This window comes from Ruegeria sp. HKCCD7181 (genome assembly GCF_057221055.1).
Genome location: NZ_JBWVBC010000005.1, coordinates 1 through 24,842, shown reverse-complemented (window position 1 = coordinate 24,842; position 24,842 = coordinate 1). Strand labels below are relative to the sequence as shown.

At 58.3% G+C, this 24,842-nt stretch carries 28 protein-coding genes and 2 tRNA genes; 25 read left to right on the top strand and 5 right to left on the bottom strand.

Annotation, left to right across the window (positions count from 1 at the left end; translation table 11 throughout):
- Positions 1-79 precede the first annotated feature (79 nt).
- Positions 80-712: a pyridoxamine 5'-phosphate oxidase family protein gene (locus AC2TCY_RS11285; RefSeq protein ID WP_480847553.1), complete on the bottom strand. Its 633-nt coding sequence runs from the start codon at positions 710-712 to the stop codon at positions 80-82.
- Positions 713-971: 259 nt separating this feature from the next.
- Between AC2TCY_RS11285 and AC2TCY_RS11280 the strand changes: the two genes are divergently transcribed.
- Positions 972-2,129 carry an acyl-CoA dehydrogenase family protein gene (locus AC2TCY_RS11280; RefSeq protein WP_480847551.1) on the top strand — a complete coding sequence of 386 codons (1,158 nt, stop codon included), beginning with the start codon at positions 972-974 and terminating at the stop codon, positions 2,127-2,129.
- Positions 2,130-2,350: 221 nt separating this feature from the next.
- Positions 2,351-3,115, top strand: a complete 765-nt coding sequence (locus AC2TCY_RS11275; RefSeq protein ID WP_480847550.1) for a nuclear transport factor 2 family protein — start codon at positions 2,351-2,353, stop codon at positions 3,113-3,115.
- Between the two features lie 120 nt (positions 3,116-3,235).
- On the opposite strand, the gene AC2TCY_RS11270 is transcribed toward AC2TCY_RS11275, so the two are convergent.
- Complete coding sequence (locus AC2TCY_RS11270; protein WP_480847548.1) at positions 3,236-3,367, bottom strand: hypothetical protein; 132 nt, start codon at positions 3,365-3,367, stop codon at positions 3,236-3,238.
- A 282-nt stretch (positions 3,368-3,649) separates the two neighbouring features.
- Between AC2TCY_RS11270 and AC2TCY_RS11265 the strand changes: the two genes are divergently transcribed.
- Positions 3,650-4,921: an NAD(P)/FAD-dependent oxidoreductase gene (locus AC2TCY_RS11265; RefSeq protein WP_480847546.1), complete on the top strand. Its 1,272-nt coding sequence runs from the start codon at positions 3,650-3,652 to the stop codon at positions 4,919-4,921.
- Positions 4,922-4,936: 15 nt separating this feature from the next.
- Here AC2TCY_RS11265 and AC2TCY_RS11260 read toward each other — a convergent pair whose 3' ends face one another.
- Positions 4,937-5,638 (bottom strand): SDR family oxidoreductase, encoded by a 702-nt coding sequence (locus tag AC2TCY_RS11260; protein ID WP_480847545.1) that lies wholly within the window; start codon positions 5,636-5,638, stop codon positions 4,937-4,939.
- A 104-nt stretch (positions 5,639-5,742) separates the two neighbouring features.
- Here AC2TCY_RS11260 and AC2TCY_RS11255 point away from each other — a divergent pair, with 104 nt between their 5' ends.
- Positions 5,743-6,594, top strand: coding sequence for a LysR substrate-binding domain-containing protein (locus tag AC2TCY_RS11255; protein WP_480847543.1), 852 nt, complete (start codon positions 5,743-5,745; stop codon positions 6,592-6,594).
- Here AC2TCY_RS11255 and AC2TCY_RS11250 read toward each other — a convergent pair.
- Positions 6,585-7,487 carry a LysR family transcriptional regulator gene (locus AC2TCY_RS11250; RefSeq protein ID WP_480847541.1) on the bottom strand — a complete coding sequence of 301 codons (903 nt, stop codon included), beginning with the start codon at positions 7,485-7,487 and terminating at the stop codon, positions 6,585-6,587. The two genes, AC2TCY_RS11255 and AC2TCY_RS11250, sit on opposite strands and share 10 nt — an antisense overlap.
- A 75-nt stretch (positions 7,488-7,562) precedes the next feature.
- Between AC2TCY_RS11250 and AC2TCY_RS11245 the strand changes: the two genes are divergently transcribed.
- The 5 genes from AC2TCY_RS11245 (at position 7,563) to AC2TCY_RS11225 (ending at position 14,740) form a co-directional block, all read left to right on the top strand.
- Positions 7,563-10,775 (top strand): reductive dehalogenase, encoded by a 3,213-nt coding sequence (locus AC2TCY_RS11245; RefSeq protein ID WP_480847539.1) that lies wholly within the window; start codon positions 7,563-7,565, stop codon positions 10,773-10,775.
- 129 nt (positions 10,776-10,904) lie between these two features.
- On the top strand, positions 10,905-11,771 hold the full coding sequence (locus AC2TCY_RS11240) for an FAD binding domain-containing protein (protein WP_480847537.1): 867 nt from the start codon (positions 10,905-10,907) through the stop codon (positions 11,769-11,771).
- Positions 11,768-12,247, top strand: a complete 480-nt coding sequence (locus tag AC2TCY_RS11235) for a (2Fe-2S)-binding protein (RefSeq protein ID WP_480847535.1) — start codon at positions 11,768-11,770, stop codon at positions 12,245-12,247. The genes AC2TCY_RS11240 and AC2TCY_RS11235 overlap by 4 nt, the downstream gene beginning before the upstream one ends.
- Positions 12,247-14,502: a xanthine dehydrogenase family protein molybdopterin-binding subunit gene (locus tag AC2TCY_RS11230; RefSeq protein ID WP_480847533.1), complete on the top strand. Its 2,256-nt coding sequence runs from the start codon at positions 12,247-12,249 to the stop codon at positions 14,500-14,502. Before AC2TCY_RS11235 ends, AC2TCY_RS11230 begins: the two co-directional genes overlap by 1 nt.
- Positions 14,495-14,740 carry a MoaD/ThiS family protein gene (locus tag AC2TCY_RS11225; protein ID WP_480847532.1) on the top strand — a complete coding sequence of 82 codons (246 nt, stop codon included), beginning with the start codon at positions 14,495-14,497 and terminating at the stop codon, positions 14,738-14,740. The genes AC2TCY_RS11230 and AC2TCY_RS11225 overlap by 8 nt, the downstream gene beginning before the upstream one ends.
- Before the next feature lie 513 nt (positions 14,741-15,253).
- Here AC2TCY_RS11225 and AC2TCY_RS11220 read toward each other — a convergent pair.
- Positions 15,254-15,328: transfer RNA gene (locus AC2TCY_RS11220), tRNA-Thr, on the bottom strand.
- 83 nt (positions 15,329-15,411) lie between these two features.
- On the opposite strand from AC2TCY_RS11220, the gene AC2TCY_RS11215 reads away from it, so the two are divergent.
- The 16 genes from AC2TCY_RS11215 (at position 15,412) to AC2TCY_RS11140 (ending at position 24,770) form a co-directional block, all read left to right on the top strand.
- The gene (locus AC2TCY_RS11215) at positions 15,412-15,567 is read left to right on the top strand and encodes a hypothetical protein (RefSeq protein WP_480847530.1); all 156 of its coding nucleotides are present in this window, start codon (positions 15,412-15,414) and stop codon (positions 15,565-15,567) included.
- A 6-nt stretch (positions 15,568-15,573) separates the two neighbouring features.
- Positions 15,574-16,842: a UDP-N-acetylglucosamine 1-carboxyvinyltransferase gene (gene murA, locus AC2TCY_RS11210; protein ID WP_480847528.1), complete on the top strand. Its 1,269-nt coding sequence runs from the start codon at positions 15,574-15,576 to the stop codon at positions 16,840-16,842.
- Entirely contained in the window at positions 16,839-17,315 is a 477-nt protein-coding gene (locus AC2TCY_RS11205; RefSeq protein WP_480847526.1) for a DUF2948 family protein, read from the top strand. Before murA ends, AC2TCY_RS11205 begins: the two co-directional genes overlap by 4 nt.
- Complete coding sequence (locus AC2TCY_RS11200) at positions 17,316-17,837, top strand: GNAT family N-acetyltransferase (protein ID WP_480847525.1); 522 nt, start codon at positions 17,316-17,318, stop codon at positions 17,835-17,837.
- Between the two features lie 59 nt (positions 17,838-17,896).
- Positions 17,897-19,198, top strand: a complete 1,302-nt coding sequence (gene hisD, locus AC2TCY_RS11195; RefSeq protein ID WP_480847523.1) for a histidinol dehydrogenase — start codon at positions 17,897-17,899, stop codon at positions 19,196-19,198.
- Positions 19,199-19,297: 99 nt separating this feature from the next.
- A complete protein-coding gene (locus AC2TCY_RS11190; RefSeq protein WP_480847521.1) occupies positions 19,298-19,777 on the top strand; it encodes a UPF0262 family protein in 480 nt (159 codons plus the stop codon).
- 3 nt (positions 19,778-19,780) lie between these two features.
- Positions 19,781-20,239 (top strand): arsenate-mycothiol transferase ArsC, encoded by a 459-nt coding sequence (locus tag AC2TCY_RS11185; protein WP_480847519.1) that lies wholly within the window; start codon positions 19,781-19,783, stop codon positions 20,237-20,239.
- A complete protein-coding gene (locus AC2TCY_RS11180; protein ID WP_480847517.1) occupies positions 20,236-20,634 on the top strand; it encodes a ketosteroid isomerase-related protein in 399 nt (132 codons plus the stop codon). Before AC2TCY_RS11185 ends, AC2TCY_RS11180 begins: the two co-directional genes overlap by 4 nt.
- Positions 20,627-21,220, top strand: coding sequence for a GNAT family N-acetyltransferase (locus AC2TCY_RS11175; RefSeq protein WP_480847515.1), 594 nt, complete (start codon positions 20,627-20,629; stop codon positions 21,218-21,220). The genes AC2TCY_RS11180 and AC2TCY_RS11175 overlap by 8 nt, the downstream gene beginning before the upstream one ends.
- Before the next feature lie 86 nt (positions 21,221-21,306).
- On the top strand, positions 21,307-21,576 hold the full coding sequence (locus AC2TCY_RS11170) for a DUF4242 domain-containing protein (protein WP_480847513.1): 270 nt from the start codon (positions 21,307-21,309) through the stop codon (positions 21,574-21,576).
- Positions 21,577-21,643: 67 nt separating this feature from the next.
- On the top strand, positions 21,644-22,519 hold the full coding sequence (locus AC2TCY_RS11165; protein ID WP_480847512.1) for a carbon-nitrogen hydrolase family protein: 876 nt from the start codon (positions 21,644-21,646) through the stop codon (positions 22,517-22,519).
- 90 nt (positions 22,520-22,609) lie between these two features.
- The gene (infA, locus tag AC2TCY_RS11160; RefSeq protein WP_005978431.1) at positions 22,610-22,828 is read left to right on the top strand and encodes a translation initiation factor IF-1; all 219 of its coding nucleotides are present in this window, start codon (positions 22,610-22,612) and stop codon (positions 22,826-22,828) included.
- A gap of 11 nt (positions 22,829-22,839) precedes the next feature.
- Positions 22,840-23,418 carry a Maf family protein gene (locus tag AC2TCY_RS11155; protein ID WP_480847510.1) on the top strand — a complete coding sequence of 193 codons (579 nt, stop codon included), beginning with the start codon at positions 22,840-22,842 and terminating at the stop codon, positions 23,416-23,418.
- Positions 23,415-24,437, top strand: a complete 1,023-nt coding sequence (locus tag AC2TCY_RS11150; RefSeq protein WP_480847509.1) for a ribonuclease E/G — start codon at positions 23,415-23,417, stop codon at positions 24,435-24,437. Before AC2TCY_RS11155 ends, AC2TCY_RS11150 begins: the two co-directional genes overlap by 4 nt.
- On the top strand, positions 24,434-24,616 hold the full coding sequence (locus tag AC2TCY_RS11145; protein ID WP_480847508.1) for a DNA gyrase inhibitor YacG: 183 nt from the start codon (positions 24,434-24,436) through the stop codon (positions 24,614-24,616). The genes AC2TCY_RS11150 and AC2TCY_RS11145 overlap by 4 nt, the downstream gene beginning before the upstream one ends.
- 79 nt (positions 24,617-24,695) lie before the next feature.
- Positions 24,696-24,770 (top strand) — tRNA-Phe (locus AC2TCY_RS11140).
- The last annotated feature ends 72 nt before the right edge of the window (positions 24,771-24,842 follow it).

Below are 24,842 nucleotides of genomic sequence, written 5' to 3'. Positions count from 1 at the left end.
CTGATACTGGCAGTTACCCTCAGATGGGGGTTCCAGTCACGGGAAGGTCAAGGGGTATTCGGTGATTTTCTGCGATGTTCTAGCCCGAAGCACCCTTCCGGTGATCCAATTCTGTCTTCAAACGCTCGTTTTCCGCTTGAAGCTGCGCCATCTGCTGCCCCAGATCGTTCAGATGAGGGCGCAACTCGGCTTCGGTAAATCTGGGCGTGATATGGCGCGGGCAGTTCCAATCCAGTGCATCGATATGGATAATCGCGGCACGCTCTGCCTCGGTCTCTGTGCCTTTGGGGTACAGATCGGCCGCGGCATCGGCGCCTTCGGTAAAGGAAACCCGACCCAGAATTTTCAGGCGGCGTTGATTGGCGTAATCCATCAGGATCATCGCTATGCGGTCATTACCATCCAGATTTCCGCGCGAAATATACTGTTTTTTGCCAGTAAGATCCGCGTATCCGATTGTGTGGTCGTCGATAACCCTCAGAAAGCCGATAGGGCCACCGCGAAACTGCACGTATGGCCACCCCGTTTCAGATACCGTGGCTTGATAGAACCCATCCCGCGCTTCGATAAAGGCTTTTTCATTCGGGCCGATCTTATTGCCCTGTTGCGGGCCGCCCTGGATGAATTTGGCGTATGTCGCGGCAGACCCCATGCGATCCTGATGCGCGCGTACGGCTGGTGTGAAGGTCAGTTGGGAAAAGGCACGTGGCATGGGTATTCCTTTCGTTGCCCCTGAATTCGGAAGGGATCGGTTCGCTCGACAGTCGATAGATAGGGCGCGATTCCCAGCCTTCTATCCCAGTAGGGTATTTGACCCGGCCTTTGACAAAGGTGTGATAATGCGAGGGGTGCACTGGGCGAATGAAAGACAGAACGTTGCGTACTGGCCTTCGCGGACGCCACGTCACATGGATTGGCTGGAAGCGCGGCAGCGGCTAATTTTGGTGCAATTCCAGTTGAACGAGGTCTCAATGTCTCTTTTTACCAGCACCGCAGCATGGGTCACTGATGAACACCGGATGTTTGCCGAAATGGCGGGCCGGTTCATGGATGATGCCCTTGTACCGAATACCGAGACCTGGGTCGAAAATGGTGTCGTTGATCGCGCGTTCTGGCTGAAGGCTGGCGAAACCGGCTTGATGGCGGGTTCGATTGCCGAGGAATACGGCGGTGTCGGCGGAGGCATGGGGTTTGATGCCGTAACGTTGTACGAGCAAACCGCACGCGGGGACGCCGGATGGGGTTATGGCATTCAGTCCATCGCAACCCATTATATTACCGCATATGGCAGCGAAGAGCAGAAACGGAAATGGCTTCCGAAACTCGCCTCGGGCGAGATGGTCGGTGCGCTGGCCATGACCGAACCGGGCACCGGGTCGGATGTGCAGGCGGTGAAGACAACGGCCGAGAAGGATGGGAACTCATACAAGATCAACGGTTCCAAAATATTCATCACCAATGGCCAGTCCGCTGATTTGGTTATCGTGGCGGCGAAGACGGACAAATCTTTGGGGTCGAAGGGTATTTCGCTGATTGTAGTGGAAACCGAAGGCGCTGAGGGATTTCGCAGGGGGCGAAACCTCAAAAAACTGGGGATGAAGGGCAATGACACGGCCGAGTTGTTCTTTGAAGACGTAAAGGTGCCGATGACCAACCTGCTGGGGGCAGACGAAGGGCAGGGGTTTTACCAGCTGATGAAACAACTGCCGTGGGAGCGGTTGACCATAGGGATAATGGCCTTGGGCGCGATCGATTTTGCCATCGCCGAGACGGTGAAATACGTTCAGGAGCGCAAGGCTTTTGGTCAGCGCGTGATGGATTTCCAGAATACGCGTTTCAAGTTAGCCGAGTGCAAGACCAAGGCCGAAGTCCTGCGTAGCTTCGTAAATGAATGTATCGCCAAGCTTGAGGCGGGAGAGCTGGATGCTGCGACTGCCTCGATGGTGAAATACTGGGGCTCCGAAGTGCAGAATGAGGTCATGCATGAATGCCTTCAGCTGTTCGGCGGCTATGGATACATGATGGAATACCCTATTGCCCGGCTTTACGCGGATGCACGGGTTCAGATGATCTATGGTGGTACAAACGAGGTAATGAAGGAGCTCATAGCCCGTTCGTTGGATGTGTAACCGGAACCCGACGGCTCCCGCCCGTCGTCGATTTTCCTGACGGAACATCTCCTCCCGTTGGGCCGGGCAGGTGCGAGCGCAGCCCGCACCTGCCCGGCCCTCCTGCCGCCCGCAAGACGCAAAGCCGAAGACTGCGCAGCGTCTGCCTGACGGAAGATTGCCGTCCTTCAGGTTGGATGGCATTCTGACCGGGCTTCGAAATCGTACTGAAATGGCCCAACATGACAGAAACTAACAAGGACCGAATCCGAGCCCTGCTCAAAAGCATCGAGACCGGTAACCCCGGCCCTGTCTCTGTGGTGAACGAAGCCAAGTACATTCAGCATAACCCTCAGACCCACGAAGGCAGCGAAGGTCTGGCCGCCTTGTTCAAGCGCTTGTCCGAAACGTCGCCGCGCGTAAATGTTGTGAGGGCATTCGAGGACGGAGCTTACGTATTCGCCCATACGGAATACGATTTTTCACGCCGCAATATCGGGTTCGAGGTGTTCCGCTTCGAAGATGGGAAAGCGGTCGAACACTGGGACAATATCCAGAAACGGCAGGGCCCGAACAGATCCGGGCACAGCATGGTGGACGGAATTACAGAGGTTAGTGACCCGGACCTGACCGAAAAGAATCGTGCTTTCGTGCGCGCCTTTGTCGAAGCTGTTTTGATTGCGGGCGATATTGACCGGATTGAATCCGACATCGACGCCAGCGTTTTTGCCGAGCACAATCCGCGGCTTACCGACGACCTGGCAGAGTTGCGCCAATCCCTGTCGGCGATGCGCAATGGCGTCAAGATTGTCGACTATCAGCGCGTTCACCGTGTGCTAGCCGAAGGAGATTTTGTCCTGACTGTGTGCGAAGGCATGTTCGACGGCAATCACAGCGCCTTTTATGATCTGTTTCGCGTTGCGAGCGGCAAGATCGTTGAGCACTGGGATACGCTCGAGACAATCGCACCGCGCAGCGAATGGAGAAATGAAAACGGCAAGTTCTGAATGCGGTTGCCTGATGCGAATCTTCCGATCCTATTTGTTCCTGCAACCATAAGTGGAACGAACTAAGTGGCTCGGACGCGGCCCGTTCCGCCGGCCTGACAAAGTGATAGGCGCCGAGGCTTACGCGTGGCCGTCCCAAGCCAGCACCAGACGCTTCGTGTACAGATCATCTGCAACCAGATAATCCGGACGAAAAAAGCCCAACCCATAGATTGTCGCCTGGACCATGGTCGAAAAGTGATCAAACGGCATTCCGCTGGAGTGCCCTGGGTATCGAACCATCGCCCCCACGCGTCAGGATGGGTGTCGAGATGCAGCAGTGGCGCGGTCATATGAACAAACCTCATATCTTTGCAGCGAATATCACTGGCGAATCTACCCAGCCAGATCAAAGAGTGTCCGAAAGTCCAATTTCCCCAGCCTTGCAAACGAGGTTCAACAAAGTGAGACAATTGTTTTGGGTATGAGGTCCAAAGGACGCTTGTCACTGGATCCGTCTGCGCCGATGATCCGCCCAGATACACGAGGTTCAAATTGAGCGATCACGACCAATCCCTGTGGCGAAAAACCTGCGCAGAACACGTCGATGCCATGGCGCTCTCCAGTGATCTGGCGGTAGATCTTGCGGTTATTGGCGGCGGCTACACGGGATGTTCTGCTGCGCTGACTGCGGCTCAGGCAGGCGCGTCGGTTTGTTTACTCGAGGCACAAGAGATCGGGCACGGCGGATCGGGGCGCAACGTCGGGCTGGTGAATGCCGGCCTTTGGATGCCGCCGGATCAGATACGGTCTTATCTGGGGCATGAGAGCGGCGACCGTCTGATCGCATTGTTGTCCACAGCGCCCAACGATGTGTTTCACTTGATCGACACTCACGGCATCGAGTGCGAGCCGGTTCACAACGGAACGCTGCACTGCGCACATTCCGCGGCAGGTTTCCGCGACCTGCAATCACGGTGGGCTCAGCAGACCGCCTCGGGCGCGCCCGTTGTGCTTGTCTCAGCAGATGAGGCGCAATCCAATACGGGCAGTGCCAGGTTTCACGGGGCGCTTTTTGATCCGCGCGCTGGAACGATTCAGCCTTTGGCTTACGCAAAGGGTTTGGCAAGGGCCGCGATCTTGGCCGGGGCCAAAGTTTTCCAGAACACCCCAGTGCAGTCATTGCAGCGTCAGGATGGGGATTGGGTGCTGAAGACGCCCCAAGGAGCGGTGCGGGCAAGGGCGGTCCTTCAGGCTACCAATGCGTACCATCAAGACCTCGCGCAATCCGCCCCCGCCTATGTGCCGGTCTACTATTTCCAATACGCAACTGCTCCGCTGTCAAACAATTTGCGCGCAAGTATTCTACCCGGCGGGGAAGGGTGCTGGGATACGGGGCTAATCATGACGTCGTTCCGAATGGATCAGGATGGGCGGTTCATCATCGGGGGCATGGGAGACTTGGGGCAGATTGGTCAGGCTGTGCACTCAGGCTGGGTTCGGCGCAAGATGGCAGAGCTTTACCCTCAATTGACCGACCAGCCTTTGATCGAGGGCTGGCATGGCAGAATCGCGATGACTTCGGATCATCTTCCCAAGATCGCCGAGATTGGTCCCAATGCGCTGTCCGTACACGGGTTTTCGGGCCGGGGGATTGGGCCTGGCACCGTGTTCGGTCGAATGATGGCGGAAAGCCTGCTGAACGGGGACCCGTCGTACCTACCGGTGCCCGCCGTTTCGCAGTATCGAGAATCCTGGACAGGTGTGCGTCGCGCCTTTTTCGAAGCAGGCGCGGCGGCAACGCATTTGATAAAGGCGCGATTCTAGGGGCGGGGCCTGTTGTCAGACCGACCGCGTGATCCCTCCATCCACGCGAATGTTCTGACCCGTGATGTATCCGCCCCCTTCAGAGGCGAGCAGCGCGACGACCGAAGCGATTTCCTCGTAGCTGCGGCCATAGCGGCCCATGGGGATGCGGGAGCGGAATTCTTCCTTTTCCGGCAGGCTGTCAATAAAGCCGGGCAGGACGTTGTTCATACGAATGTTGTCAGCGGCGTAATGGTCCGAAAACAGCTTGGTAAAGGCTGCAAGCCCTGCACGGAAAACCCCCGAAGTCGGGAATACAGGGTCCGGCTCAAACGCGGCAAAGGTTGAGATGTTGATGATCGACCCGCCGCCCTGAGCCTGCATGATCGGAGTCACAATACGTGTTGGGCGCACGGCATTCATGAAATAGACATCCATGCCAGTGTGCCAGTCTTCGTCGGTCAGTTCCAGAACCTGCGCGCGCGGGCCGTGTCCTGCCGAGTTCACCAGAACGTCAATGCGTCCCCAGTGGGCCATGGCCGCGTCGACCAGCTTTTGCAAATCCTCATTTGACTGGTTCGATCCGGTGACGCCGACGCCACCCAACTCTTTTGCCAGTGCCTCGCCTTTGCCGGACGAGGACAGGATGCCAACCTTAAACCCATCTGCCGCAAGACGTCGCGCCGCGTCCGCCCCCATGCCGCTACCGCCAGCCGTGATCAAAGCTACTTTGGTCATCTGTTTTCTCCAATAGTTGTCAGTCCTGAAAATGGCGTGTGTTGGGCAGTTTGACCAATCAGTTGTTCTGGCCGTATGCTGTAGAAAAACTATTGGCTCTGAATATGACAGCTCTTCCTCCGCTCAACGCATTGCGTGCTTTCGAGGCTTCGGCCCGGCATCTTAACTTTCGGCTGGCCGCAGAAGAACTGGGCGTTACGCAAGGAGCTGTGGCGCAGCAAGTGCGCGGGCTTGAGGCCCGCCTTGGCACGCCATTGTTCGAACGCATGCCGCGCGGCCTGAGGCTGACTGAGGCCGGGCGCCGGTTTCACGCGCCGTTGCGCCGGGCATTTCGCCTGATCGAAGAGGCCGTGGATGACCTGTCGGGTCAGCGAAATATCACCATTTCGGTTACCCCAAGCTTTGCTTCGAAATGGTTGGTGCCTCGCCTCAAAGAATTTGTCCGGCTGCACCCTGATATTCTGGTGCAGATCGACGCGCGTGAACGGTTGGCGGATTTTGAAACGGACGGCGTTGATATCGCTGTTCGCCAAAGCCGGGTACCGATAGCGGATGAAATGAACGCGGTCCCGCTGTTTTCCAACGAGTTTCTTGTCGTCGCGAACCCGGATTTGGCGGCGCAGGTTACAAAGCCCGCCGATTTGATCCAGCAAATGCTGCTGAGCGACTCGCACGGGCTATGGCCGCTGTTTCTGGACCGTGCCGGTGTCGAAGGGCGTCCTCGTATGATGAGCTTCAGCCAGACAGCTTTGGCGATTGATGCCGCGATATCGGGCCAGGGGTTTGCATTGGCTAATGCGCCGTTGGTTTCCGCGGAACTTGCTTCGGGAAAGCTGGTGCAGCCTCTGTCTGAAGTGCTGGTCGAGGATTTGGGTTTTTATGTTGTGATCCCCAAACGGCCCCGGCAGCCCGACTTGGTGGCAAAAATGCGCGACTGGCTGCTGTCTCAGGTCTGAAGGGTCGCGGCAATCGCTTCGATCCGATTTCGAAGCCAGCGATGGGCCGGGTCGTTGGCAGATCTTTGGTGCCAAACCATGTAAATCGCTACGGAGGGGCACTGAAACGGGAGGTCTGCGCAATCCAGCGTGGCCAATGGGCCTTCATTCATCAGGGCTGTGTCGGTCGAAATCAGGTCGCTGCCTTTCACGAATGAAGGAATCGCGTTGAAATGCGGCAAGGTCACGGTTGGCGGGCGGATTTGACTTTGATCTACCCCACGCATGACTGCGCGTGCGTTGCGGCCATCCGAAAATCGCACTTCGACATGGTCGGCCTGGCAATAGGCCTGCCAGCTATCCGGTGGGTCGCGATGGGCGGCGTCGTAGAAGACCATCAACGGGCTGGTAAACAGCCGCTTCTGGAATATGTCCGGTCCGTCCGGTGGCAGTGGCGTTACCATCAACTGGCATCGGTCGCTGCGCAACAGATCCGGATCCGGCACACCTGAGGGGATGAATTCCAACCTCAGCCGAACACCTTCGGCCCGTGCGGTCCGCAAAAGGTCGGGAAAGATCAGTTCTCGCGGCATGTCGTTGGTGGCGATCTGGATATCGATTTCTTCCGACAGCGGATCAAATGGACGTTCTTCAGTCAAAGCACGCATTGCGTCCAGAACCGTTTGCACGGGCTCTTTCAGGGATAACGCCCGTTCGGTCGGGGTCAGGCCCTGACCGGACCGGACGAACAGGGGATCACCCAGAACTTGCCGAAGCTTGCTCAAGGTGTGACTGATCGCCGACTGCGTGACACCAAGATGGTCGGCGGCCTTCGAGACCGAGCTTTCCTCGAGTATTGTCAGAAAGACTCGCAGGACTTTGCCGTCCAGTTCAGTGAAATCAGTTTTCTTCATACTATCTATGATTATTCATGAATGGTTTTGTTGTCTACGACAGGTTAGTGGACGGACAAGAACAGGAGGCGCACGATGGGAATCCGCTTTTTCTCGGACAAGAACAGGCCCGTTCACATGGGCCAGTACCCGCTGGAGCGCTTGGCGCGGCAGGGTGAAATGCCGGATTTGTCCGCAGTGGCAGCAATGCCCGAGTTGAGCTTTCATCGAACCGAACAGCCTGAGAGCATCGTCAACGCGATGGGTGAGTTTCAGGCGATGATGGACGCGATCCGCGATGGCTTTGTAAACTCCGCTTCGGCGGTCATTCCGTCCGATCCGCAGGTCCGGTCCAACCATTTGAAAGCGTTCGGGTATTTCAACGACGCCTCAATGATGGGATGCGGGCCACTGCCGTCAGAAGCTCTGCTGTCTGAACCTCGGCGTAACCCAGATATCGAACGGCTGGCTCACGCCCTGAAAACGCGACAGACCAAAACACTGGCATCAGGGATCGACGTCATTATGGCCGACCTGAAGGAAAGCATGGAGGCCACGCCTGGTTCGATTGACAGTCATCGGCATGCCATTGTTTTCTTGTACGAATTCAATCGTGATCCGGATTCTGGTGAGCCTGGAGCGGGGTGGATCGTTGACGCGCAGGACCATCGCGCTTGTCTGTTGGCCACCGAAAATGCGGTCGTCATCGCAAATTATATTCGCCTGCTTGGGTTTGACGCACGGGCCCACACGGCAATGTCGTCCGAGGTTGATCTTGGGAAGCTGGCCGTTGCCTGTGGCCTAGCGACAGTCGAAGGCGGAGATGTCATAGCTCCCTGGCTGGGCAAACGCTTTGGTTTGGCAGCTGTCACAACCGAGATGGACATCGCGCATGATCAGCCCCTGCTACCAATGGCGCAACAGCCATGGTTTCGCACGCAAGGTCCGGCGTGGTGGTTGGGAACGGGTTTTGCAAAGAACGCCCTGAACCGCGACGCCTATGCCAAACGCCAGTATATGGACGGCGCGCATCCGTTCGAGAAACTGAAACGGGTCGACGCCCCCACCACTTACATCGACGAAGAAAACGTTGCCCGCGTGCCCAAGCGGGCAGACATGTTCGCCCGCGCGCAGTTCGGGGATATGGGCAAATCGCTGCAGGACGCAGCCAAGGGCGGATACTATGTCCGTAAATCAGCGCCCAGTTTCGCACAGCGGCGCGCGCTTGGTGCGTTTGTTCTGTTGCAGGATGGCGATAGCGCCGAAGTTACCAAACCCACTGACGCCGAACGCAATGCGGCGAATATCAAGGCGGCGACCTATTTCCTAGGCGTCGATGCCGTGGGTCTCAGCCGTTGCCCGGAATGGAGCTGGTATTCCCACGACGCCACCGGAGAAGAGATCACTCCACCCCACGATCAGGCCATCAGCATGATCATCGATCAGGGCTATGAGACGATGGAGGGCGCCAGCGGTGACGACTGGATCAGCGTCGCTCAATCCATGCGCGCCTATTTGAGGTTTTCGTTGCTGGGCGGCGTAATCGCCCAGCAGATACGCAACCTCGGATACAAGGCCAAGGCGCACACGGTAATGGATGGCGAGGTGCTGCAACCTCCGCTGCTGCTGTTGTCAGGGCTGGGTGAAGTCAGTCGGATTGGTGAGGTTATTCTGAACCCATATCTGGGACCGCGACTGAAATCCGGTGTTGTGACCACCGACATGCCGATGAACCACGATAAGCCCATAGATTTCGGCCTACAGACCTTCTGCGAAAGCTGCAACAAATGCGCGCGGGAATGCCCGTCCGGAGCGATCACGGCAGGGCCGAAACTCATGTTCAACGGCTATGAAATCTGGAAATCCGACAGCCAGAAATGTGCCACATACCGGGTGACAACACCCGGCGGGGCCATGTGCGGCCGGTGTATGAAAACCTGTCCGTGGAACCTCGAAGGGATATTCAAAGAACGCCCGTTCCGCTGGGCTGCGATGAAGTTCCCCCAAACGGCCCCCACCTTGGCCAAACTGGATGATGCGGTGGGCAATGGCGGTCTGAACGACACCAAGAAATGGTGGTGGGATATCGAGTTGCAGGCGGACGGCGCGTACCGCCCTACGAACCATCCGCTGAACCGGCGCGACCTGCAAAAAGATCTCGATCTGAAATACGAAGATCAGACCCTGGCCGTTTACCCGGCTTATCTGGCGCCGCATCCCTGGCCTTACCCCTTTGCAATGGACCGCGAGGCCGGAATTGCCGCCTATGAGGCGATGGTCACGGCAGATGAGTACAAGGCCCGAAAGGCTGCCGGGGATATGTCGGTTGTGCATCGCTATCAGATTGCAGGCGACGCCCCGGTAATGCGTGTCGAGCTGACCAAGGTCGACAAGATGACAGCGGACGTGACCAAGTATGAATTCTCTGCCCTTGATGGCGCGCCTTTACCTGACTGGACCGCCGGGGCGCATCTGGACGTTCTAGTCGCGCCTGAATTCCTGCGGCAGTACTCCATGTCCGGTGATCCTGCGGACCGGGCGACTTATCAGATCGGCGTTTTGCGCGAGGACGAAGGGCGCGGTGGGTCCGCTTTGTTGCACCGCATTTTCAATGAGAGGCGCAAGGTCTTCATTTCGAAACCCATCAACCACTTTGAGCTGGATGAAAAGGCGACCAAAACCTTTCTGATGGGCGGCGGCATCGGCGTCACGCCAATGATTGCATTTGCCCATCGTTTGCATGCTCTGGGCAAGGAGTTCGAGCTGCACTACTCGGCCAGCACGCGGGCAGGGGCTGGGTATCTGAATGATCTGGCGTCGATGCTCTGGGCCGATCGAGTACACTATCATTTCTCGGATGAAGGTACCCGCGCTGATCTGAATGCCGTTTTGTCTGGCTATCAGGATGGCTGGCATGTCTATACCTGCGGTCCGGATCGCTACATGGATGGTGTCATACGGGCCGCTGAACGGCAGGGATTCCCGGACGAGGCCCGGCATCTAGAATACTTCTCGGTTCCCGAGCAGCCGGAATACGAAAACCATCCCTTCACCCTTCGGCTGGCACAGTCGGGGCGTGAGCTGACGGTTCCGGTCGAAAAAGACGCAGCACAGGTTCTGATTGAGGCCGGGATTCACGTGGATGTAAAATGCTCCGACGGGATTTGCGGCGTCTGCAAATGTGGTGTGATTTCAGGCGATATAGAGCACCGCGACTTTGTTCTTTCCAACAAACAACGCGAAGCGACGATCATCCTGTGTCAAAGCCGGGCGGCCCAGCCGGAAGGGGTTGTGGAGATCGACCTTTGACCTGCGTTTGGAAACAACCTTCTGAATCATGAATTTTTGGTCGTTCCGGCCATGGACGCGCTGGGGTTGCTGCACTAACGTCCCCCGCGAATCCCAGTGAATCCTGATCCACAGGTACGAGGTAAATTCATGGACTATCACAGCCCCGCCAGTTTCGCCGAAGCCTCGGTTCTGGCTGCAAACGCGACGGGCGTCACCCGGTTTCTGGCCGGCGGTACCGACGTTCTGGTGCAGCTGCGCTCGGATCTGGTAACGCCCGATACGCTGATCGACATAAAGAAAATCAACGGTGTACGCGACATCACTCGCAATGCTGACGGTAGCTGGACGCTGGGCGTTGCGGCGACAGGAGCGGAAATGAGTGAGCATTCCGAGCTTGGTCGCGACTGGCCCGGCGTGGTCGAAGCGATGGATCTGATCGGTTCGACTCAGGTGCAGGGTCGCGCGACGCCGACCGGTAACCTGTGCAATGGTTCTCCGGCTGCCGATTCCGTACCGGCCATGGTCGCTGCAGGCGTGACGGTGACGGTCACGGGTCCTGAAGGAACTCGCGAAGTCGCTGTGGAGGATATTCCAACCGGCCCTGGTAAGACGTCACTGGTCAAGGGCGAGGTTATTGCTGCGGTGAACATCCCGGCGCGCGGTGAAAACGGCGGTGACGCCTATCAGCGGTTCATTCCCCGCACGGAAATGGACATCGCTGTGGTCGGCGTTGGCGTGAATCTGCGTCTGGACGGAGACACGATTACCGAAGCCCGTGTGTCCCTGGGGGCCGTCGCGCCAACTGTCTTGCTGGTCGAAGATTGTGCGAAAGCCATCATCGGGACCACGTTGGATGATGCCGCGCTGGACGCATTGGCCGCCGCTGCTTCTGCCGCGTGCAACCCGATCGATGACAAGCGCGGCACAATCGCGTTCCGCACCGAAGTTTCGGGCGTTCTGGCCAAGCGGGTTGCCAAAATCGCCTATGCCCGTGCGAAGGGAGAACAAGCATGAGCAAGTTCCACGTATCCACTACCGTAAACGGCGACGCTGTTGAATATCTGTGTGACGCACGAGAAACCCTTCTGGATTGCCTGCGTGACAAGCTGAACCTGACCGGTGCTAAAGAGGGCTGCGGAACCGGCGACTGCGGTGCCTGTTCAGTCAGCGTCGACGGCCGTTTGGTCTGTTCCTGCCTGATGCTGGGTGTTGAAGCCGAAGGTAAACAGATCGAAACCGTCGAAGGTATCGCCGACGGCGATGTTCTGCACCCGTTGCAGAAGAAATTCATCGAGTATGCCGCCCTGCAATGTGGTGTCTGCACGCCCGGCATTCTTGTGGCCGCCAAATCTCTGTTGGAGAAAAACCCTGATCCGACCGAGGAAGAGGCGCGCTATTGGCTGGCGGGCAACCTGTGTCGTTGTACAGGCTATGACAAGATCATTCGCGCCGTGATGGACACGGCCGCCGAATTGCGGGAGGCTTCGTAATGGCACTCGACGATCGTAAATCCGTATTCAGTTTTGTTGGTACGCGTCCCGACCGCCCGGACGGGTTGGACAAAGTCACAGGACGCGCCAAGTTCGGCGCGGACGCCTATGCGCCCGGCATGTTGCATGGTGCGATCCTGCGCTCGCCCCACGCCCACGCGCGGATCGTTAAAATTGACGCCTCCAAGGCCGAGGCGCACAAGGACGTCAAAGCCGTGGTAACCCGCGCTGATTTTGCCGACGTGCCGTTCAAGCCCGGTCTGGAAGGTGAATTCTGGAACGTGCTGGAAAACGTCATGGCCGGCGAAAAGGCGCTCTATGACGGACATGCGATCGCGGCCGTGGCGGCGACCTCGGCACTGGCGGCGCGCGACGCGCTGAAACTGATCGAGGTAGAGTACGAAGTCCTGCCTCATGTCACCGACGTCGACAAGGCGATGGCTCCTGACGCACCGGTTATTCGCGAAGGTGCGGCGGATTATTCCGTTCCCGAAGGCATGCACCCGAACGTCGTGCGCTATCATGAAAGCGGCCACGGCGATGTCGAGGCCGGTTTTGCCGAGGCCGATCTGGTCATCGAAGACAGCTTTGTCACCGAGGCAACCCATCAGGGGTATATTGAACCCCACGCCTGTCTGGCGATGCTGGGCAATGACGGTAAGGGCGAGCTGTGGTGCTGCACACAGGGGCATTGGATCGTACAGAAAACCTGTGCCGCGGTTCTGGGCATTGAAACCTCGAACCTGCGGGTCACCGCGTCTGAGATCGGCGGCGGATTCGGCGGCAAGACCACCGTGTTCATCGAGCCGGTGGCATTGGCGCTGAGCCGCAAGGCCAACCGCCCTGTCAAGCTGGTGATGACGCGGTCCGAGGTGTTCCGGGCCACAGGTCCGACCTCGTCGGCGTCGATGGACATCAAGATCGGGATGAAGAAAGACGGTACCATTTCGGCTGCCCAAGGCATTTTCCGCCTACAGGGCGGAGCATTTCCCGGCGCGCCGGGCGACATGACCGCGATGTGTGCCTTTGCGCCCTACAATCTGACCAATGTGCGGCAGGTGGGCTATGACGTGATGGCCAACCGCCCGAAACAGGCGGCTTACCGTGCGCCGGGTGCGCCGATGGGCGCGTTTGCAGTAGAATCCGTGCTGGACGAACTGTGCAAAAAGCTGGGTCTCGATCCAATCGATGTGCGTCTGAAAAATGCCGCCCACGAAGGCACCCGGGCAAGCTATGGCCCAACCTACGAACGCATCGGGCTGGTGGAAACGCTTGAGGCCGCCAAGGTACATCCGCATTATTCGGCGCCTTTGAAACCGGGGCAGGGGCGCGGGATTTCCTGCGGCTTCTGGTTCAACCACGGCGGCGAAACCAGTGTCTCGCTGGCTTTGTCCGAGGATGGCTCGGCCCAGGTCATGGTGGGTACGCCGGATATCGGCGGCTCGCGCGCTTCGATGGCGCTGATGGCGGCGGAAGTTTTGGGTATTCCCTATGAAAACATCCGTGTGACTGTCGCGGACACTGCTTCGCTGGGCTATAACGACGTGTCCCATGGAAGCCGTGTGACCTATGCCAGCGGTCTGGCTACCATCAAGGCAGCCAAGCACGCGGTTGAAAAACTGTGCGAGCGCGCGGCAGCAAGCTGGGGTATCCCGGTGGAAGCGGTCAAATGGGAAAACGGCTGCGCTGTGCCCTCAGGCCCCAATGCCGGTGACTTCGACCCGCGCCCACTGGCCGACATCACCGCCCATATGGGCGCGACCGGCGGCCCGATTTCGGGCCATTTTGAGGCAACACCCGAAGGGGCGGGCGTGTCTTTTGGTACGCACATCGTCGATGCCGAGGTTGATCCGGAAACCGGCAAAACCAGCGTCACCCGCTACACGGTCATTCAGGATGCCGGCAAGGCGATCCACCCGACCTATGTGGAAGGCCAGTATCAGGGCGGTGCTGCGCAAGGTATCGGCTGGGCGCTGAACGAGGAATATATCTATGGCGATGATGGTCGCCTGCAGAACTCGATCTTCCTCGACTACCGCATCCCGGTGGCCTCGGACTTGCCGATGATCGATACGGTGATCGTCGAGGTTCCAAACCCGGGCCACCCCTTCGGTGTGCGGGGTGTTGGCGAAACCGGCATCGTACCGCCGCTGGCCGCCATCGCAAACGCGGTCTCGCATGCGGCTGGCGTTCGGATGCGGGAACTGCCGATGTCGCCACCTCGCATCCTCGCGGCGCTCAAGGACAATGGTTGAGGTTCACCTTTGGTCCGGCCTCCGGTCTTTGACCGGGGGCCAGCAGGTGGTCGAAGTTGAGGCCGCCACTACCGGTGAGCTGTTGCGAGAACTGGTGCGCACCCATCCGCAATTGCAGGGTCCAATCGATGCCGGCGTGTCGGTTGCAATTGACGGGCGGATCATCGCCACGGGATTGGCTGAGCCGATCCCGGAAGGCGCAGAAGTCTATCTGATGCAAAGGCTGCGAGGTGGCTGATCTGGGATCAGTGCCGCCTGCGTAACCCTTTGTTCTTGACGTGAAAGCCCCTGCGGAACTTGAATGTCCGGGCAGGTTTGTGGACGCGATACTTCGACCCGAGTCGCCCCTAATGCCGATATTTGAGGGAGTGTCGGGGCTTCGTGAGATTATACCCCTTGTACTTGTAATTTCGCCATATCGATCGACCATGGTTGCTCGCCAGTTGCCCACGCGGCACATGCGTCTGAACCGGACTGGGCAGCAGGCGCTGCATGGTTCCAATTTGCCGGCTGATTGTAGTCGGAGTATGCAGGCTCACCCTATGCCCGGCACGGCTCGCAGGAATTCTATCAAATCCGTCCGACGCCCCGGCCGGATAGGATTGCCCGACTGCGCCAATAGAACCGCCGAATATCAGGATCGCCATGGCAGAAAAGAGCGCGGCTTTCGTCTGAGACCAATAAACCCTGATCACTCTCGGGCGAGATCGGCCAATCACCAGCCGTTTGCAATCGATATACCAAAGGGGGATGGTGCTGCTGGAGAGAATTGAACTCTCGACCTCTCCCTTACCAAGGGAGTGCTCTACCTCTGAGCTACAGCAGCGCTGTGGGCGGGTGATTAGACTCAAACGAAACGCGGCGCAAGGGTGTCTGGACGGTTTTTTGCGTCTCCTGTAGAGAAAGATAATGGCAGACAGAAATTCACCAAAAAAACACGGCAAATCCGGAGATGCGCGCGAAGAACGGCTCAAGGCCGCGCTCAAAGCGAATATGGCGCGGCGCAAGGCGCAGGCCAAGGCGCGGACGGCATCTGGAGACAAGACCGTCAAGGACGAGGATTAAGAGCAGATGGATTCGATTCTGGTGACGGGAAATGGGCCGCTGAACGGCCAGATTCCGATTGCGGGGGCCAAGAACGCGTGTCTGACGCTGATGCCCGCTACCTTACTGAGCGATGAACCGCTGACGCTGACTAATGCTCCGCGGCTGAGCGACATCAAGACCATGACCCAATTGCTGCAGTCGCTGGGGGCAGAGGTCTCGCAGTTGCAGGACGGGCAAGTGATAGCGATGTCCAGCCATGACCTGACGAGCCACACGGCAGAGTACGATATCGTGCGCAAGATGCGGGCGTCCAATCTGGTGCTCGGTCCGATGCTGGCGCGGTTGGGACAGGCCGTGGTCTCGCTGCCCGGTGGCTGTGCCATTGGTGCACGGCCGATGGACCTGCACGTCGAAGGCCTTGAAGCGTTGGGCGCCGAGATCGAACTGAAAGACGGCTACCTTCATGCCAAGGCCCCGGGTGGGCTGAAAGGCGCGGTGCACGAGATGCGCTTTGCCTCGGTGGGTGCAACTGAAAACATCGTCATGGCTGCAACATTGGCCAAGGGGACTACGGTTCTGAAAAACGCCGCGCGCGAGCCTGAAATTGTTGATCTGGTTGAGTGCCTGCGCAAGATGGGCGCACAGATTTCGGGCGAGGGCACCTCGATCATCGAAATTCAGGGCGTCGACCGCTTGCACGGTGCGACGCATCAGGTTGTCACTGATCGGATCGAGTTGGGCACCTACATGCTGGCTCCGGCGATCTGTGGTGGTGAGGTCGAGTTGCTGGGCGGTCGCATGCGGCTGGTCGAATCCTTCGCTGAAAAACTCGATGCCGCGGGGGTGAATGTCGAAGAGACCTCCAAGGGACTGAAAGTGGCTCGCAAGAACGGGCGGGTCACGTCAGTGGACGTGGTGACGGAACCCTTCCCGGGATTTCCAACCGACTTGCAAGCGCAGATGATGGCGTTGATGTGCACCGCCGAGGGGACTTCGGTTCTGGAAGAACGTATTTTTGAAAACCGATTTATGCATGCTCCTGAACTGGTCCGCATGGGCGCGAACATCGAAGTTCACGGAGGCACCGCCACTGTCACCGGAGTCGAAAAACTCAAAGGTGCGCCGGTGATGGCGACGGATTTGCGCGCTTCGGTGTCGTTGATTCTGGCCGGACTGGCGGCCGAGGGCGAAACAACCGTCAGCCGGGTCTATCATCTGGATCGCGGTTATGAACATGTAGTGCGCAAGCTGGAAGGCGTGGGCGCAAAGATTGAACGGATCAAGGGCCAATGACAGACGCAAGGTTCAAGGACGGGCGCGAGGCTCCGCTAAACCTCGGTGCAGAAGACGGTGATGATCTTCAGGTCATCGCGACCCTGACGCAGGATGCCATATTCCCGGTGACCGAGATGACCTGGCGCCCATCTGAAAGTCGGTTTGCTTTGTTGCTTAACCGGTTCCGTTGGGAAGACAAAGACGCCGCAACCCGGCGCAACCGGCCATTTGAACGGGTGCAATCCGTACTGGTTTTTGATTCCGTTTTGTCTGTGGCCAGTCAGGGCATCGACCGCAGCGATAAAGATATGGTTCTGTCTCTGTTGTCGGTCGATTTTGAGGCGGGCGAAGATGGCGCCGGTCAGGTTCTGCTGACTCTGGCCGGTGATGGCGCGATCCGCCTGAATGTCGAAGCCATAGATGCCACCCTCAAGGATGTCACCCGCCCATATCGCGCCCCTTCGGGCCATGCGCCGCATCATCCGGACTGAATGAACAACAAGCGCGGCATAGCGCAGGCGTTCTCCCGTCCGCCAGAGGCAACGACCTTTCGTCGCGCAACGGTTTTCGATGTGTTTGCCCTTAGCCGGGTGTTGATCCGCTCGATCACACAACTATGCGAAGCGGACCATGGGAATAATCCGCAAACCGCGGCGCTGTGGACGGCAAACAAGGACGCAGCGACCATCCGGGGTTGGATCGTGTCCGGCTCGCCGATTTGGGTGGCAGAAACCTTGGGGCAGGTTGTCGCCGTTGGCGGCTTGATCGAAACCGGAAAGATAACCCTGTTGTATGTCGATCCTGATCACATTGGATTTGGGGTCGGCTCGCAATTGTTGAGCCGGCTCGAATGCGAGCTGACCGCGGTTGGGTGTACCGAGGCGCAAGTGGATGCTACGCGAACGGCACGTGAATTCTATGCCGCGCGGGGGTGGCAGGCGTCCGGTCCACCCGGCGAATGGAACGGGATTTCGCAATTCCCGATGCGCAAATCGCTGCACCCCCCGGTCTGAGGGTTGAGAGCACCCGATCCCGACGATAAGACCCTCTCACCTGTCCGGAGTTTCTGACCATGCCTGTTTTTCTCGACTCAACGTCTGCAGATTTCGAATTCGCCTTTAAGACGCTGCTATCTGCCAAACGCGAGGACAGTCCGGACGTGGATGCCGTTGTTGCGCAGATCATCGAGGACGTGAGGAGTCGCGGCGATGCGGCTGTTATCGAACTGACCGCGAAATTTGACCGGCTGCATCTGACGCCCAAGACAATGGCCTTCAGCTCCACAGAGATTGCAGAGGCCGTGGCTCAGGTCTCACCACAGGACCGCGCGGCGCTGGAACTGGCGGCTGACCGTATTCGTACTTATCACGAAAAACAGATGCCCTCGGATTGCGAATGGACTGATGAGGCCGGTGCGACCCTCGGATGGCGTTGGTCGGCGGTTTCGGCTGCGGGTCTCTATGTGCCCGGAGGGCTGGCGTCCTACCCGTCCTCGGTTCTGATGAATGCAATCCCGGCCAAGGTCGCTGGCGTTGAAAGGCTGGCCATAGTGGTGCCAACGCCGGATGATCAGGTGAATCCGTTGGTCCTGCTGGCGGCACAGCTGTCCGGAGTGGATGAGATCTACCGGATCGGCGGCGCTCAGGCGGTTGCCGCGCTGGCCTATGGAACGGAAACCATCGCGCCCGTCGACAAGATCACCGGCCCGGGCAACGCTTTCGTCGCGGCGGCCAAGCGGCGGGTGTTCGGCAAGGTCGGTATCGACATGATTGCTGGTCCTTCGGAAATTCTGGTGATCGCCGACAAGCACAACGACCCCGACTGGATCGCACTGGACTTGCTGAGCCAGGCGGAACATGACGAAAGCGCGCAGTCCCTTCTGATCACTGATGACGCTAATTTCGGCCAGGCGGTGGCGCAGGCAGTGGACAAGCGGCTCGAAACCCTGCAGCGCCGGGCGATTGCCGGGGTCAGCTGGCGCGACTTCGGCGCCGTGATCATGGTGCGTGACCTGGACGAGGCTGCGACCCTGTCCAACCGGATCGCCCCCGAGCATCTGGAGCTCTGCGTTGCTGACCCTGTGGCGCTTAGCGCCAAAACCATCCACGCTGGCGCGATATTTCTGGGCCAATACACACCCGAAGCCATCGGCGACTATGTTGGCGGGCCGAACCACGTTTTGCCTACAGCCCGATCAGCCCGGTTCTCCTCGGGCCTCAGTGTGATGGACTTTCTCAAACGCACCACGCTCAGCCAGATGACGCCGCAAGCTTTGCGAGCGATCGGTCCCGCAGCTGAGCAACTGGCGCAATCCGAAGGCCTCGAGGCGCATGGGTTGTCGGTTACGGCGCGTTTGAGGCGGTTGAACGGTTGATTTGACGCGAAGGTGTACGGCATTTGGCGTTTCTGAGCGTTGCTCAACCAAATGCGTTGTTATAGGTCTTCGCTGACGAGAAGGATTGTGACCGCTTAGATGACACGCATTTCGCATATCGAACTGGATGACCGCAACCTGCCGCCTCCGACCCCGGAAATCGAGCAGGAGCGCAAGGTGGCGATTTTCGATCTGCTCGAAGACAACTCGTTTGCCTTGCCGCAGCGCGACGACCGGGTCGTACCTGAGGGTCCGTATCATGTGCAGCTGTCGATCAGGGACAAAAGACTGGTTTTCGGCATTGAAACCGAGGCCAGTGAAAAGGCGGCCGAGTTTCATCTGTCGCTTGGCCCCTTCCGGCAGGTGGTCAAAGATTATTTCCAGATCTGCGAAAGTTATTTCAATGCGGTCAAGACCTTGCCGCCCAGCCAGATAGAGACCATCGATATGGCCCGACGTGGAATCCATAACGAAGGCAGTCGCGTTTTACAGGAACGGCTGGAAGGCAAGGCCGAGATTGACACCGACACCGCCCGCCGTCTGTTCACGCTGATCTGCGTGCTGCATTTTGGGGGGTGACGGGTGAAGCCGCTGCCGCAGTCGGTCCTGTTTTGTTGTGACCACAACTCAGTCCGTTCGCCCATGGCCGAAGGTATCATGAAGAAATTCTACGGCACCGGCACTTATGTTCAGTCTGCTGGTGTGCGCAACGATCTCGAAATTGACGGATTCTGCATCGCCGTCTGCCAGGAAATTGACGTGGAACTTTCGCGCCACCGGTCGCGCTCGTTCGATGAGATGGAACAGTGGGGCGATGACCTCAGTTCGTTCGATCTGATCGTGGCGCTATCTCCGGCCAGCCAGCGAAAGGCGTTGGAGCTGACCCGGTTTTTCCACCTCGATGTCGATTATTGGCCAATAATGGACCCTTCCGGTCTGGGCGAAACGCGGGAAGAAAAGCTACATCACTATCGACAGACCCGCGATCAGATCATCAAGCATCTGAAAGACAGCTGGGGCGAGCCAACGGAGAACCCATGAACCCGACCGTCAAAACCTATTTCGATGCCTTCAATGCCGGCGATGTAGACGGCATGTTGGCATGCCTGTCCGATGATGTGGCGCACCATGTGAACGAAGGCCACGTTCGCGTCGGCAAGGAAAAATTCGCTGCGTTCTGCGCCCATATGAACCGATGCTACAAGGAAAACCTAACCGACATTGTAGTATTCGAGGCCCAGGGCGGTACCCGCGCGGCGGCAGAGTTCATCGTAAATGGCACCTACCTGGAAACCGATGAAGGCCTGCCCGAGGCCCATGGTCAGACCTATCGCCTTCCTGCCGGCTCGTTCTTTGACCTGAGGGATGGCAAGATCACTCGCGTCACCACTTTCTACAACCTCGCAGATTGGACCAAACAGGTCTCGAATGGCTAGGGTAACCGATATCCGCGCCCTGACTGGAGCAGCTTTGGAGGGCGCTCTGGATGATGTGGCGCGCCTGCGGATCGAGGTGTTTCACGCGTGGCCTTATCTGTACGACGGTGACCTCGAATATGAGCGCAAGTACCTGCAATCCTATCGCGACAGTGACCGGGCGGTTGTGGTTGGTGCCTTTGATGGTGACCGGCTGGTCGGTGCTTCAACCGGTGCGCCGCTGACGGATCACGCCGACGATTTTGCGGCCGCGTTCGAAGGCTCTGGCCTGAACCTTGGTGACATCTTCTATTGCGCGGAATCCGTGCTGTTGCCCGGGTATCGCGGGCAGGGTGTGGGTCACAAGTTCTTTGACCTGCGCGAAGCGCACGCCCGCCGTCTTGGGTTTTCGAAATGTGCCTTTTGTGGCGTGCAGCGCCCGGCGGACCACCCAATGAGACCAGAGAACTACAGACCGCTCGACGCCTTCTGGCGCGCGCGGGGATATGAACCGCTACAGGGTGTCGTCGCACAGTTTTCGTGGAAGGACTTGGGCGAAGGCGAGGAAACGCCGAAGCTATTGCAGTTCTGGATCCGGGACATTTAGTACCCTGATTTGCTGATGTCCTCGGATGGCAGGCGATCAAAATCGGAAATTATGATATGGTGGTGCTTTCCGAGGGGGATAGCACGATGAAGAGATATGTTATCGAACGCGACCTGCCCGGTGTGGGTGGGATGTCTGGCGACGAGCTCAGCGGAGCCTCGGCCAAGTCGAATGAAGCGCTTGAGAAAATCCCAGGTGTTCAGTGGCAGCATTCCTATGTGGCCGGCGACAAGACCTTCTGCATTTATCTGGCGGAAAACGAGGATGCGATTCACAAACACGCGGAGCTCAGCGGGTTTCCAGCCAACACAATTACCGAAATCACCACGATCATTGATCCGACCACGGCACGTTAAACGGTGCTGTACATGCCTGTGTGCACATGGCTAAGGTCCCGCAGATTGTGCACATGGGGACCGCAGAATGAAAATCGCAACCGCCGCCTATCCATTGGACTGGCTTGAAAGCTGGGCTCAGTACGAAGACAAGCTGGCCCGGTGGGTTTCTGACGCGGCCGGGCAGGGGGCGGATCTTCTGGTCTTTCCCGAATATGGCGCGATGGAATTGTCGACCCTTGACGGACCCGCGGTGGCTGGTGATCTGGAGCGCTCGATCCGCGCGGTTTCCGACCGGATGGAGGATGTGCAAAATGCGCATGTCCGTCTCGCGCAAGAATATAAAACGCACATTCTGGGCGCTTCCGCACCTGTGGTGGCCGGACCGGGTCGCCCGGTAAACCGCGCGGCTCTTTATGCGCCTGACGGTGCGCATGACCATCAGGACAAGCAGATCATGACCCGTTTCGAACGCGAGTCGTGGGAAATTGCCCCCGGCGGCCCGCTCAAACTATTCGACACGTCGCTTGGAAAGATCGGCGTCCTGATTTGCTATGACAGCGAGTTCCCCTTGTTGGGTCGCGCGCTCAGCGAGGCTGATTTGATCCTTGTCCCTTCCTGTACCGAAGCGCTGTCGGGATATTGGCGGGTTCGGATAGGCGCGATGTCACGCGCACTGGAAAATCAATGCGTTACGGTCATGGCCTCACTGGTTGGCGACAACGAGTGGTCCGAAGCGGTGGATAAGAACACCGGAACCGGCGGTATTTTTGGCCCACCGGATATTGGTTTTCCCCAGACGGGTGTGTTGGCCGAAGGGGCGCTGAACCAGTCCGGCTGGACCTATGCTGAGGTCGATCCTGCCGCCATCGCCAATGTCCGCGCGGACGGTCATGTACTGAACCGTACGCACTGGGCCGAACAGGATGCCAGAGTCAATTCGGTCACAATGTGCTGTCTTTAGGTGATTCTGCCCTTGAAATAGGGCCAAAATGGGCTCATTTAAGCGCACATCCCTGCAGATTCTGCAGTGCAACGTAATGATGGAGACAACATGGCCAAGGAAGATACGCTCGAATTTCCCGGTGTCGTGAAGGAACTCCTGCCTAATGCGACGTTTCGGGTCGAGCTGGAAAACGGCCATGAGATCATCGCACATACGGCAGGCAAGATGCGCAAGAACCGCATCCGTGTTCTGGCTGGCGACAAAGTTCAGGTCGAAATGACCCCCTATGATCTGACCAAGGGTCGGATCAACTACCGCTTCAAGTAACGCGCAACCCAATGGCGTTTATTCTGGGATCAGGCAGCCCGAGGCGGCTGGACCTGTTGGCGCAGCTTGGCGTGCAGCCTGACGCAATTCGCGCACCCGACATTGATGAGACGCCATTGAAAGGGGAGCTGCCGGCTCCCTATTGCAACCGTATCACACGTGCGAAAGTACATGCGGTTCAATCAGATAGCGACGACATCACTTTGTGTGCGGATACAACCGTGGCACTGGGTCGTCGCATTCTGGGCAAACCCGCAGATACAGGTCAGGCGGCGGAATATCTGCACGCTCTGTCGGGGCGCCGTCACCGGGTGATCACTTCGGTCGCGGTTAGGCGTGGCGACAGGGTTCTGCAGCGCGACGTGGTTTCTCAGGTCAAGATCAAACGTTTGTCGGACACCGAGATCAACGCTTACCTCGCCACCGGCGACTGGCAGGGCAAGGCTGGCGCTTATGCCATCCAAGGCCCGGCAGGCGCCTTCATTCCCTGGATTTCTGGGTCTTTCACCGGCATTGTCGGTCTGCCCCTGTCCGAAACTGCCGCCCTGCTGCAAGGGATCGGCTATCCATTGTATCGTGAGGCATCATGAAGGGTCGCACCGTCGTTCTGGACCACATTCAAGACCGTGAGGCTGCGGCTCTGATGGTTGATGGTGTTCTCGAGGACTTTTTGATCGCAACCGACGCTCCGCCACCAGGCACTATCTATCGCGCGCGTGCAGATCGACCCATGAAAGGGCAGGGCGGTATGTTCCTGACCACGCCTGACGGGCCAGCATTTCTGCGGCAGGTCAAAGGTTTGGCTCCGGGCGCGCTGTTGCTGGTGCAGGTGACCGGTTACTCGGAACCCGGTAAGGCGATCCCGGTGACCAATCGCATCCTGTTCAAAAGCCGCTATGCCATCGTGACCCCGGATGCGCCCGGCCGGAATATCTCCCGCAGCATCCGCGACGACGACACACGCGACCGCCTGTTGGAAATCGCACATGAGCAGATGGAAGGAAGTCCTTATGGCCTTATTCTCAGATCCTGCTGCCAAGGCGCCGATAAGGATGAGATCGCCGAAGACATCGCCGCCATGCGTGCTCAGGCCGAACAGGTCATGGATGATCCCGGTACCGAGCCCGAAACGTTAAGCGACGGCGACGGGCCGCATATTCTGGCCTGGCGCGACTGGACTGACCCGGCAGAGTTGGCGACTGCGGCTGGCAGTTTTGAAACCCATGGTATTCTGGATGCACTGGAGACCGTTAGGGGCATTGCCGAACCACTGCCTGGTGGTGGGCACTTGTACATCCAGCCGACCCGTGCGCTTGTTGCCGTCGACGTGAACACCGGCAGTGACGGTTCGCTTGCCGCAGGGACCAAGGCGAACTTCGCGTGCGCCAAGATGCTACCCCGAGCGCTACGCGTGCGCGGACTGGGCGGCCAGATTACACTGGATCTGGCGCCAATGCCCAAGAAAGACCGCCGAGGCTTTGAGTCCGCATTGCGGTCGGCATTCAAATCCGATTCCGAAGAGACAATTTTGGCCGGTTGGACCCCGTTGGGTCATTTTGAGCTGCAGCGCAAACGCGGCCGTATCCCTTTGGCGGAGGTGTTGAAATGAGTTGTCCGATCTGTGGTGAAGAGACACAGCGCGCCTTTCGTCCATTCTGCTCGAAACGGTGCGCGGATATCGATCTGGCCAAGTGGTTTAACGGCTCCTACGCCGTGCCGTCGCAGCGTGAAGACGACGTTGAACCCGAGTTGGAGCAGGAAGATTTCAAACCGTCCCGCCCGCATTGAAAAAATGTCAAAAAGCCTCTGGACACTGCGGTGTGCAAGTCATAGAAGGCCTCCACCCAACGGCAAACGCCGTTCCCGTGCCCGGGTAGCTCAGGGGTAGAGCAGTGGATTGAAAATCCTCGTGTCGGTGGTTCGATTCCGCCCCCGGGCACCATTCCCAGCAGGTAAGCGACTGTTTCCCTTCAGCTTTAACTACTGAGAGCTGGAGGCGTAGACCATGCTGGAG

What these genes read in the sequence shown, in the direction of transcription:
- AC2TCY_RS11285 (WP_480847553.1), bottom strand. Translation starts at nt 712, where the DNA reads ATGCCACGTGCCTTTTCCCAACTGACCTTCACACCAGCCGTACGCGCG.
- AC2TCY_RS11280 (WP_480847551.1), top strand. Translation starts at nt 972, where the DNA reads ATGTCTCTTTTTACCAGCACCGCAGCATGGGTCACTGATGAACACCGG.
- AC2TCY_RS11275 (WP_480847550.1), top strand. Translation starts at nt 2,351, where the DNA reads ATGACAGAAACTAACAAGGACCGAATCCGAGCCCTGCTCAAAAGCATC.
- AC2TCY_RS11270 (WP_480847548.1), bottom strand. Translation starts at nt 3,367, where the DNA reads ATGCCGTTTGATCACTTTTCGACCATGGTCCAGGCGACAATCTATGGG.
- AC2TCY_RS11260 (WP_480847545.1), bottom strand. Translation starts at nt 5,638, where the DNA reads ATGACCAAAGTAGCTTTGATCACGGCTGGCGGTAGCGGCATGGGGGCG.
- AC2TCY_RS11255 (WP_480847543.1), top strand. Translation starts at nt 5,743, where the DNA reads ATGACAGCTCTTCCTCCGCTCAACGCATTGCGTGCTTTCGAGGCTTCG.
- AC2TCY_RS11250 (WP_480847541.1), bottom strand. Translation starts at nt 7,487, where the DNA reads ATGAAGAAAACTGATTTCACTGAACTGGACGGCAAAGTCCTGCGAGTC.
- AC2TCY_RS11245 (WP_480847539.1), top strand. Translation starts at nt 7,563, where the DNA reads ATGGGAATCCGCTTTTTCTCGGACAAGAACAGGCCCGTTCACATGGGC.
- AC2TCY_RS11240 (WP_480847537.1), top strand. Translation starts at nt 10,905, where the DNA reads ATGGACTATCACAGCCCCGCCAGTTTCGCCGAAGCCTCGGTTCTGGCT.
- AC2TCY_RS11235 (WP_480847535.1), top strand. Translation starts at nt 11,768, where the DNA reads ATGAGCAAGTTCCACGTATCCACTACCGTAAACGGCGACGCTGTTGAA.
- AC2TCY_RS11230 (WP_480847533.1), top strand. Translation starts at nt 12,247, where the DNA reads ATGGCACTCGACGATCGTAAATCCGTATTCAGTTTTGTTGGTACGCGT.
- AC2TCY_RS11225 (WP_480847532.1), top strand. Translation starts at nt 14,495, where the DNA reads ATGGTTGAGGTTCACCTTTGGTCCGGCCTCCGGTCTTTGACCGGGGGC.
- AC2TCY_RS11215 (WP_480847530.1), top strand. Translation starts at nt 15,412, where the DNA reads ATGGCAGACAGAAATTCACCAAAAAAACACGGCAAATCCGGAGATGCG.
- murA (WP_480847528.1), top strand. Translation starts at nt 15,574, where the DNA reads ATGGATTCGATTCTGGTGACGGGAAATGGGCCGCTGAACGGCCAGATT.
- AC2TCY_RS11205 (WP_480847526.1), top strand. Translation starts at nt 16,839, where the DNA reads ATGACAGACGCAAGGTTCAAGGACGGGCGCGAGGCTCCGCTAAACCTC.
- AC2TCY_RS11200 (WP_480847525.1), top strand. Translation starts at nt 17,316, where the DNA reads ATGAACAACAAGCGCGGCATAGCGCAGGCGTTCTCCCGTCCGCCAGAG.
- hisD (WP_480847523.1), top strand. Translation starts at nt 17,897, where the DNA reads ATGCCTGTTTTTCTCGACTCAACGTCTGCAGATTTCGAATTCGCCTTT.
- AC2TCY_RS11190 (WP_480847521.1), top strand. Translation starts at nt 19,298, where the DNA reads ATGACACGCATTTCGCATATCGAACTGGATGACCGCAACCTGCCGCCT.
- AC2TCY_RS11180 (WP_480847517.1), top strand. Translation starts at nt 20,236, where the DNA reads ATGAACCCGACCGTCAAAACCTATTTCGATGCCTTCAATGCCGGCGAT.
- AC2TCY_RS11175 (WP_480847515.1), top strand. Translation starts at nt 20,627, where the DNA reads ATGGCTAGGGTAACCGATATCCGCGCCCTGACTGGAGCAGCTTTGGAG.
- AC2TCY_RS11170 (WP_480847513.1), top strand. Translation starts at nt 21,307, where the DNA reads ATGAAGAGATATGTTATCGAACGCGACCTGCCCGGTGTGGGTGGGATG.
- AC2TCY_RS11165 (WP_480847512.1), top strand. Translation starts at nt 21,644, where the DNA reads ATGAAAATCGCAACCGCCGCCTATCCATTGGACTGGCTTGAAAGCTGG.
- infA (WP_005978431.1), top strand. Translation starts at nt 22,610, where the DNA reads ATGGCCAAGGAAGATACGCTCGAATTTCCCGGTGTCGTGAAGGAACTC.
- AC2TCY_RS11155 (WP_480847510.1), top strand. Translation starts at nt 22,840, where the DNA reads ATGGCGTTTATTCTGGGATCAGGCAGCCCGAGGCGGCTGGACCTGTTG.
- AC2TCY_RS11150 (WP_480847509.1), top strand. Translation starts at nt 23,415, where the DNA reads ATGAAGGGTCGCACCGTCGTTCTGGACCACATTCAAGACCGTGAGGCT.
- AC2TCY_RS11145 (WP_480847508.1), top strand. Translation starts at nt 24,434, where the DNA reads ATGAGTTGTCCGATCTGTGGTGAAGAGACACAGCGCGCCTTTCGTCCA.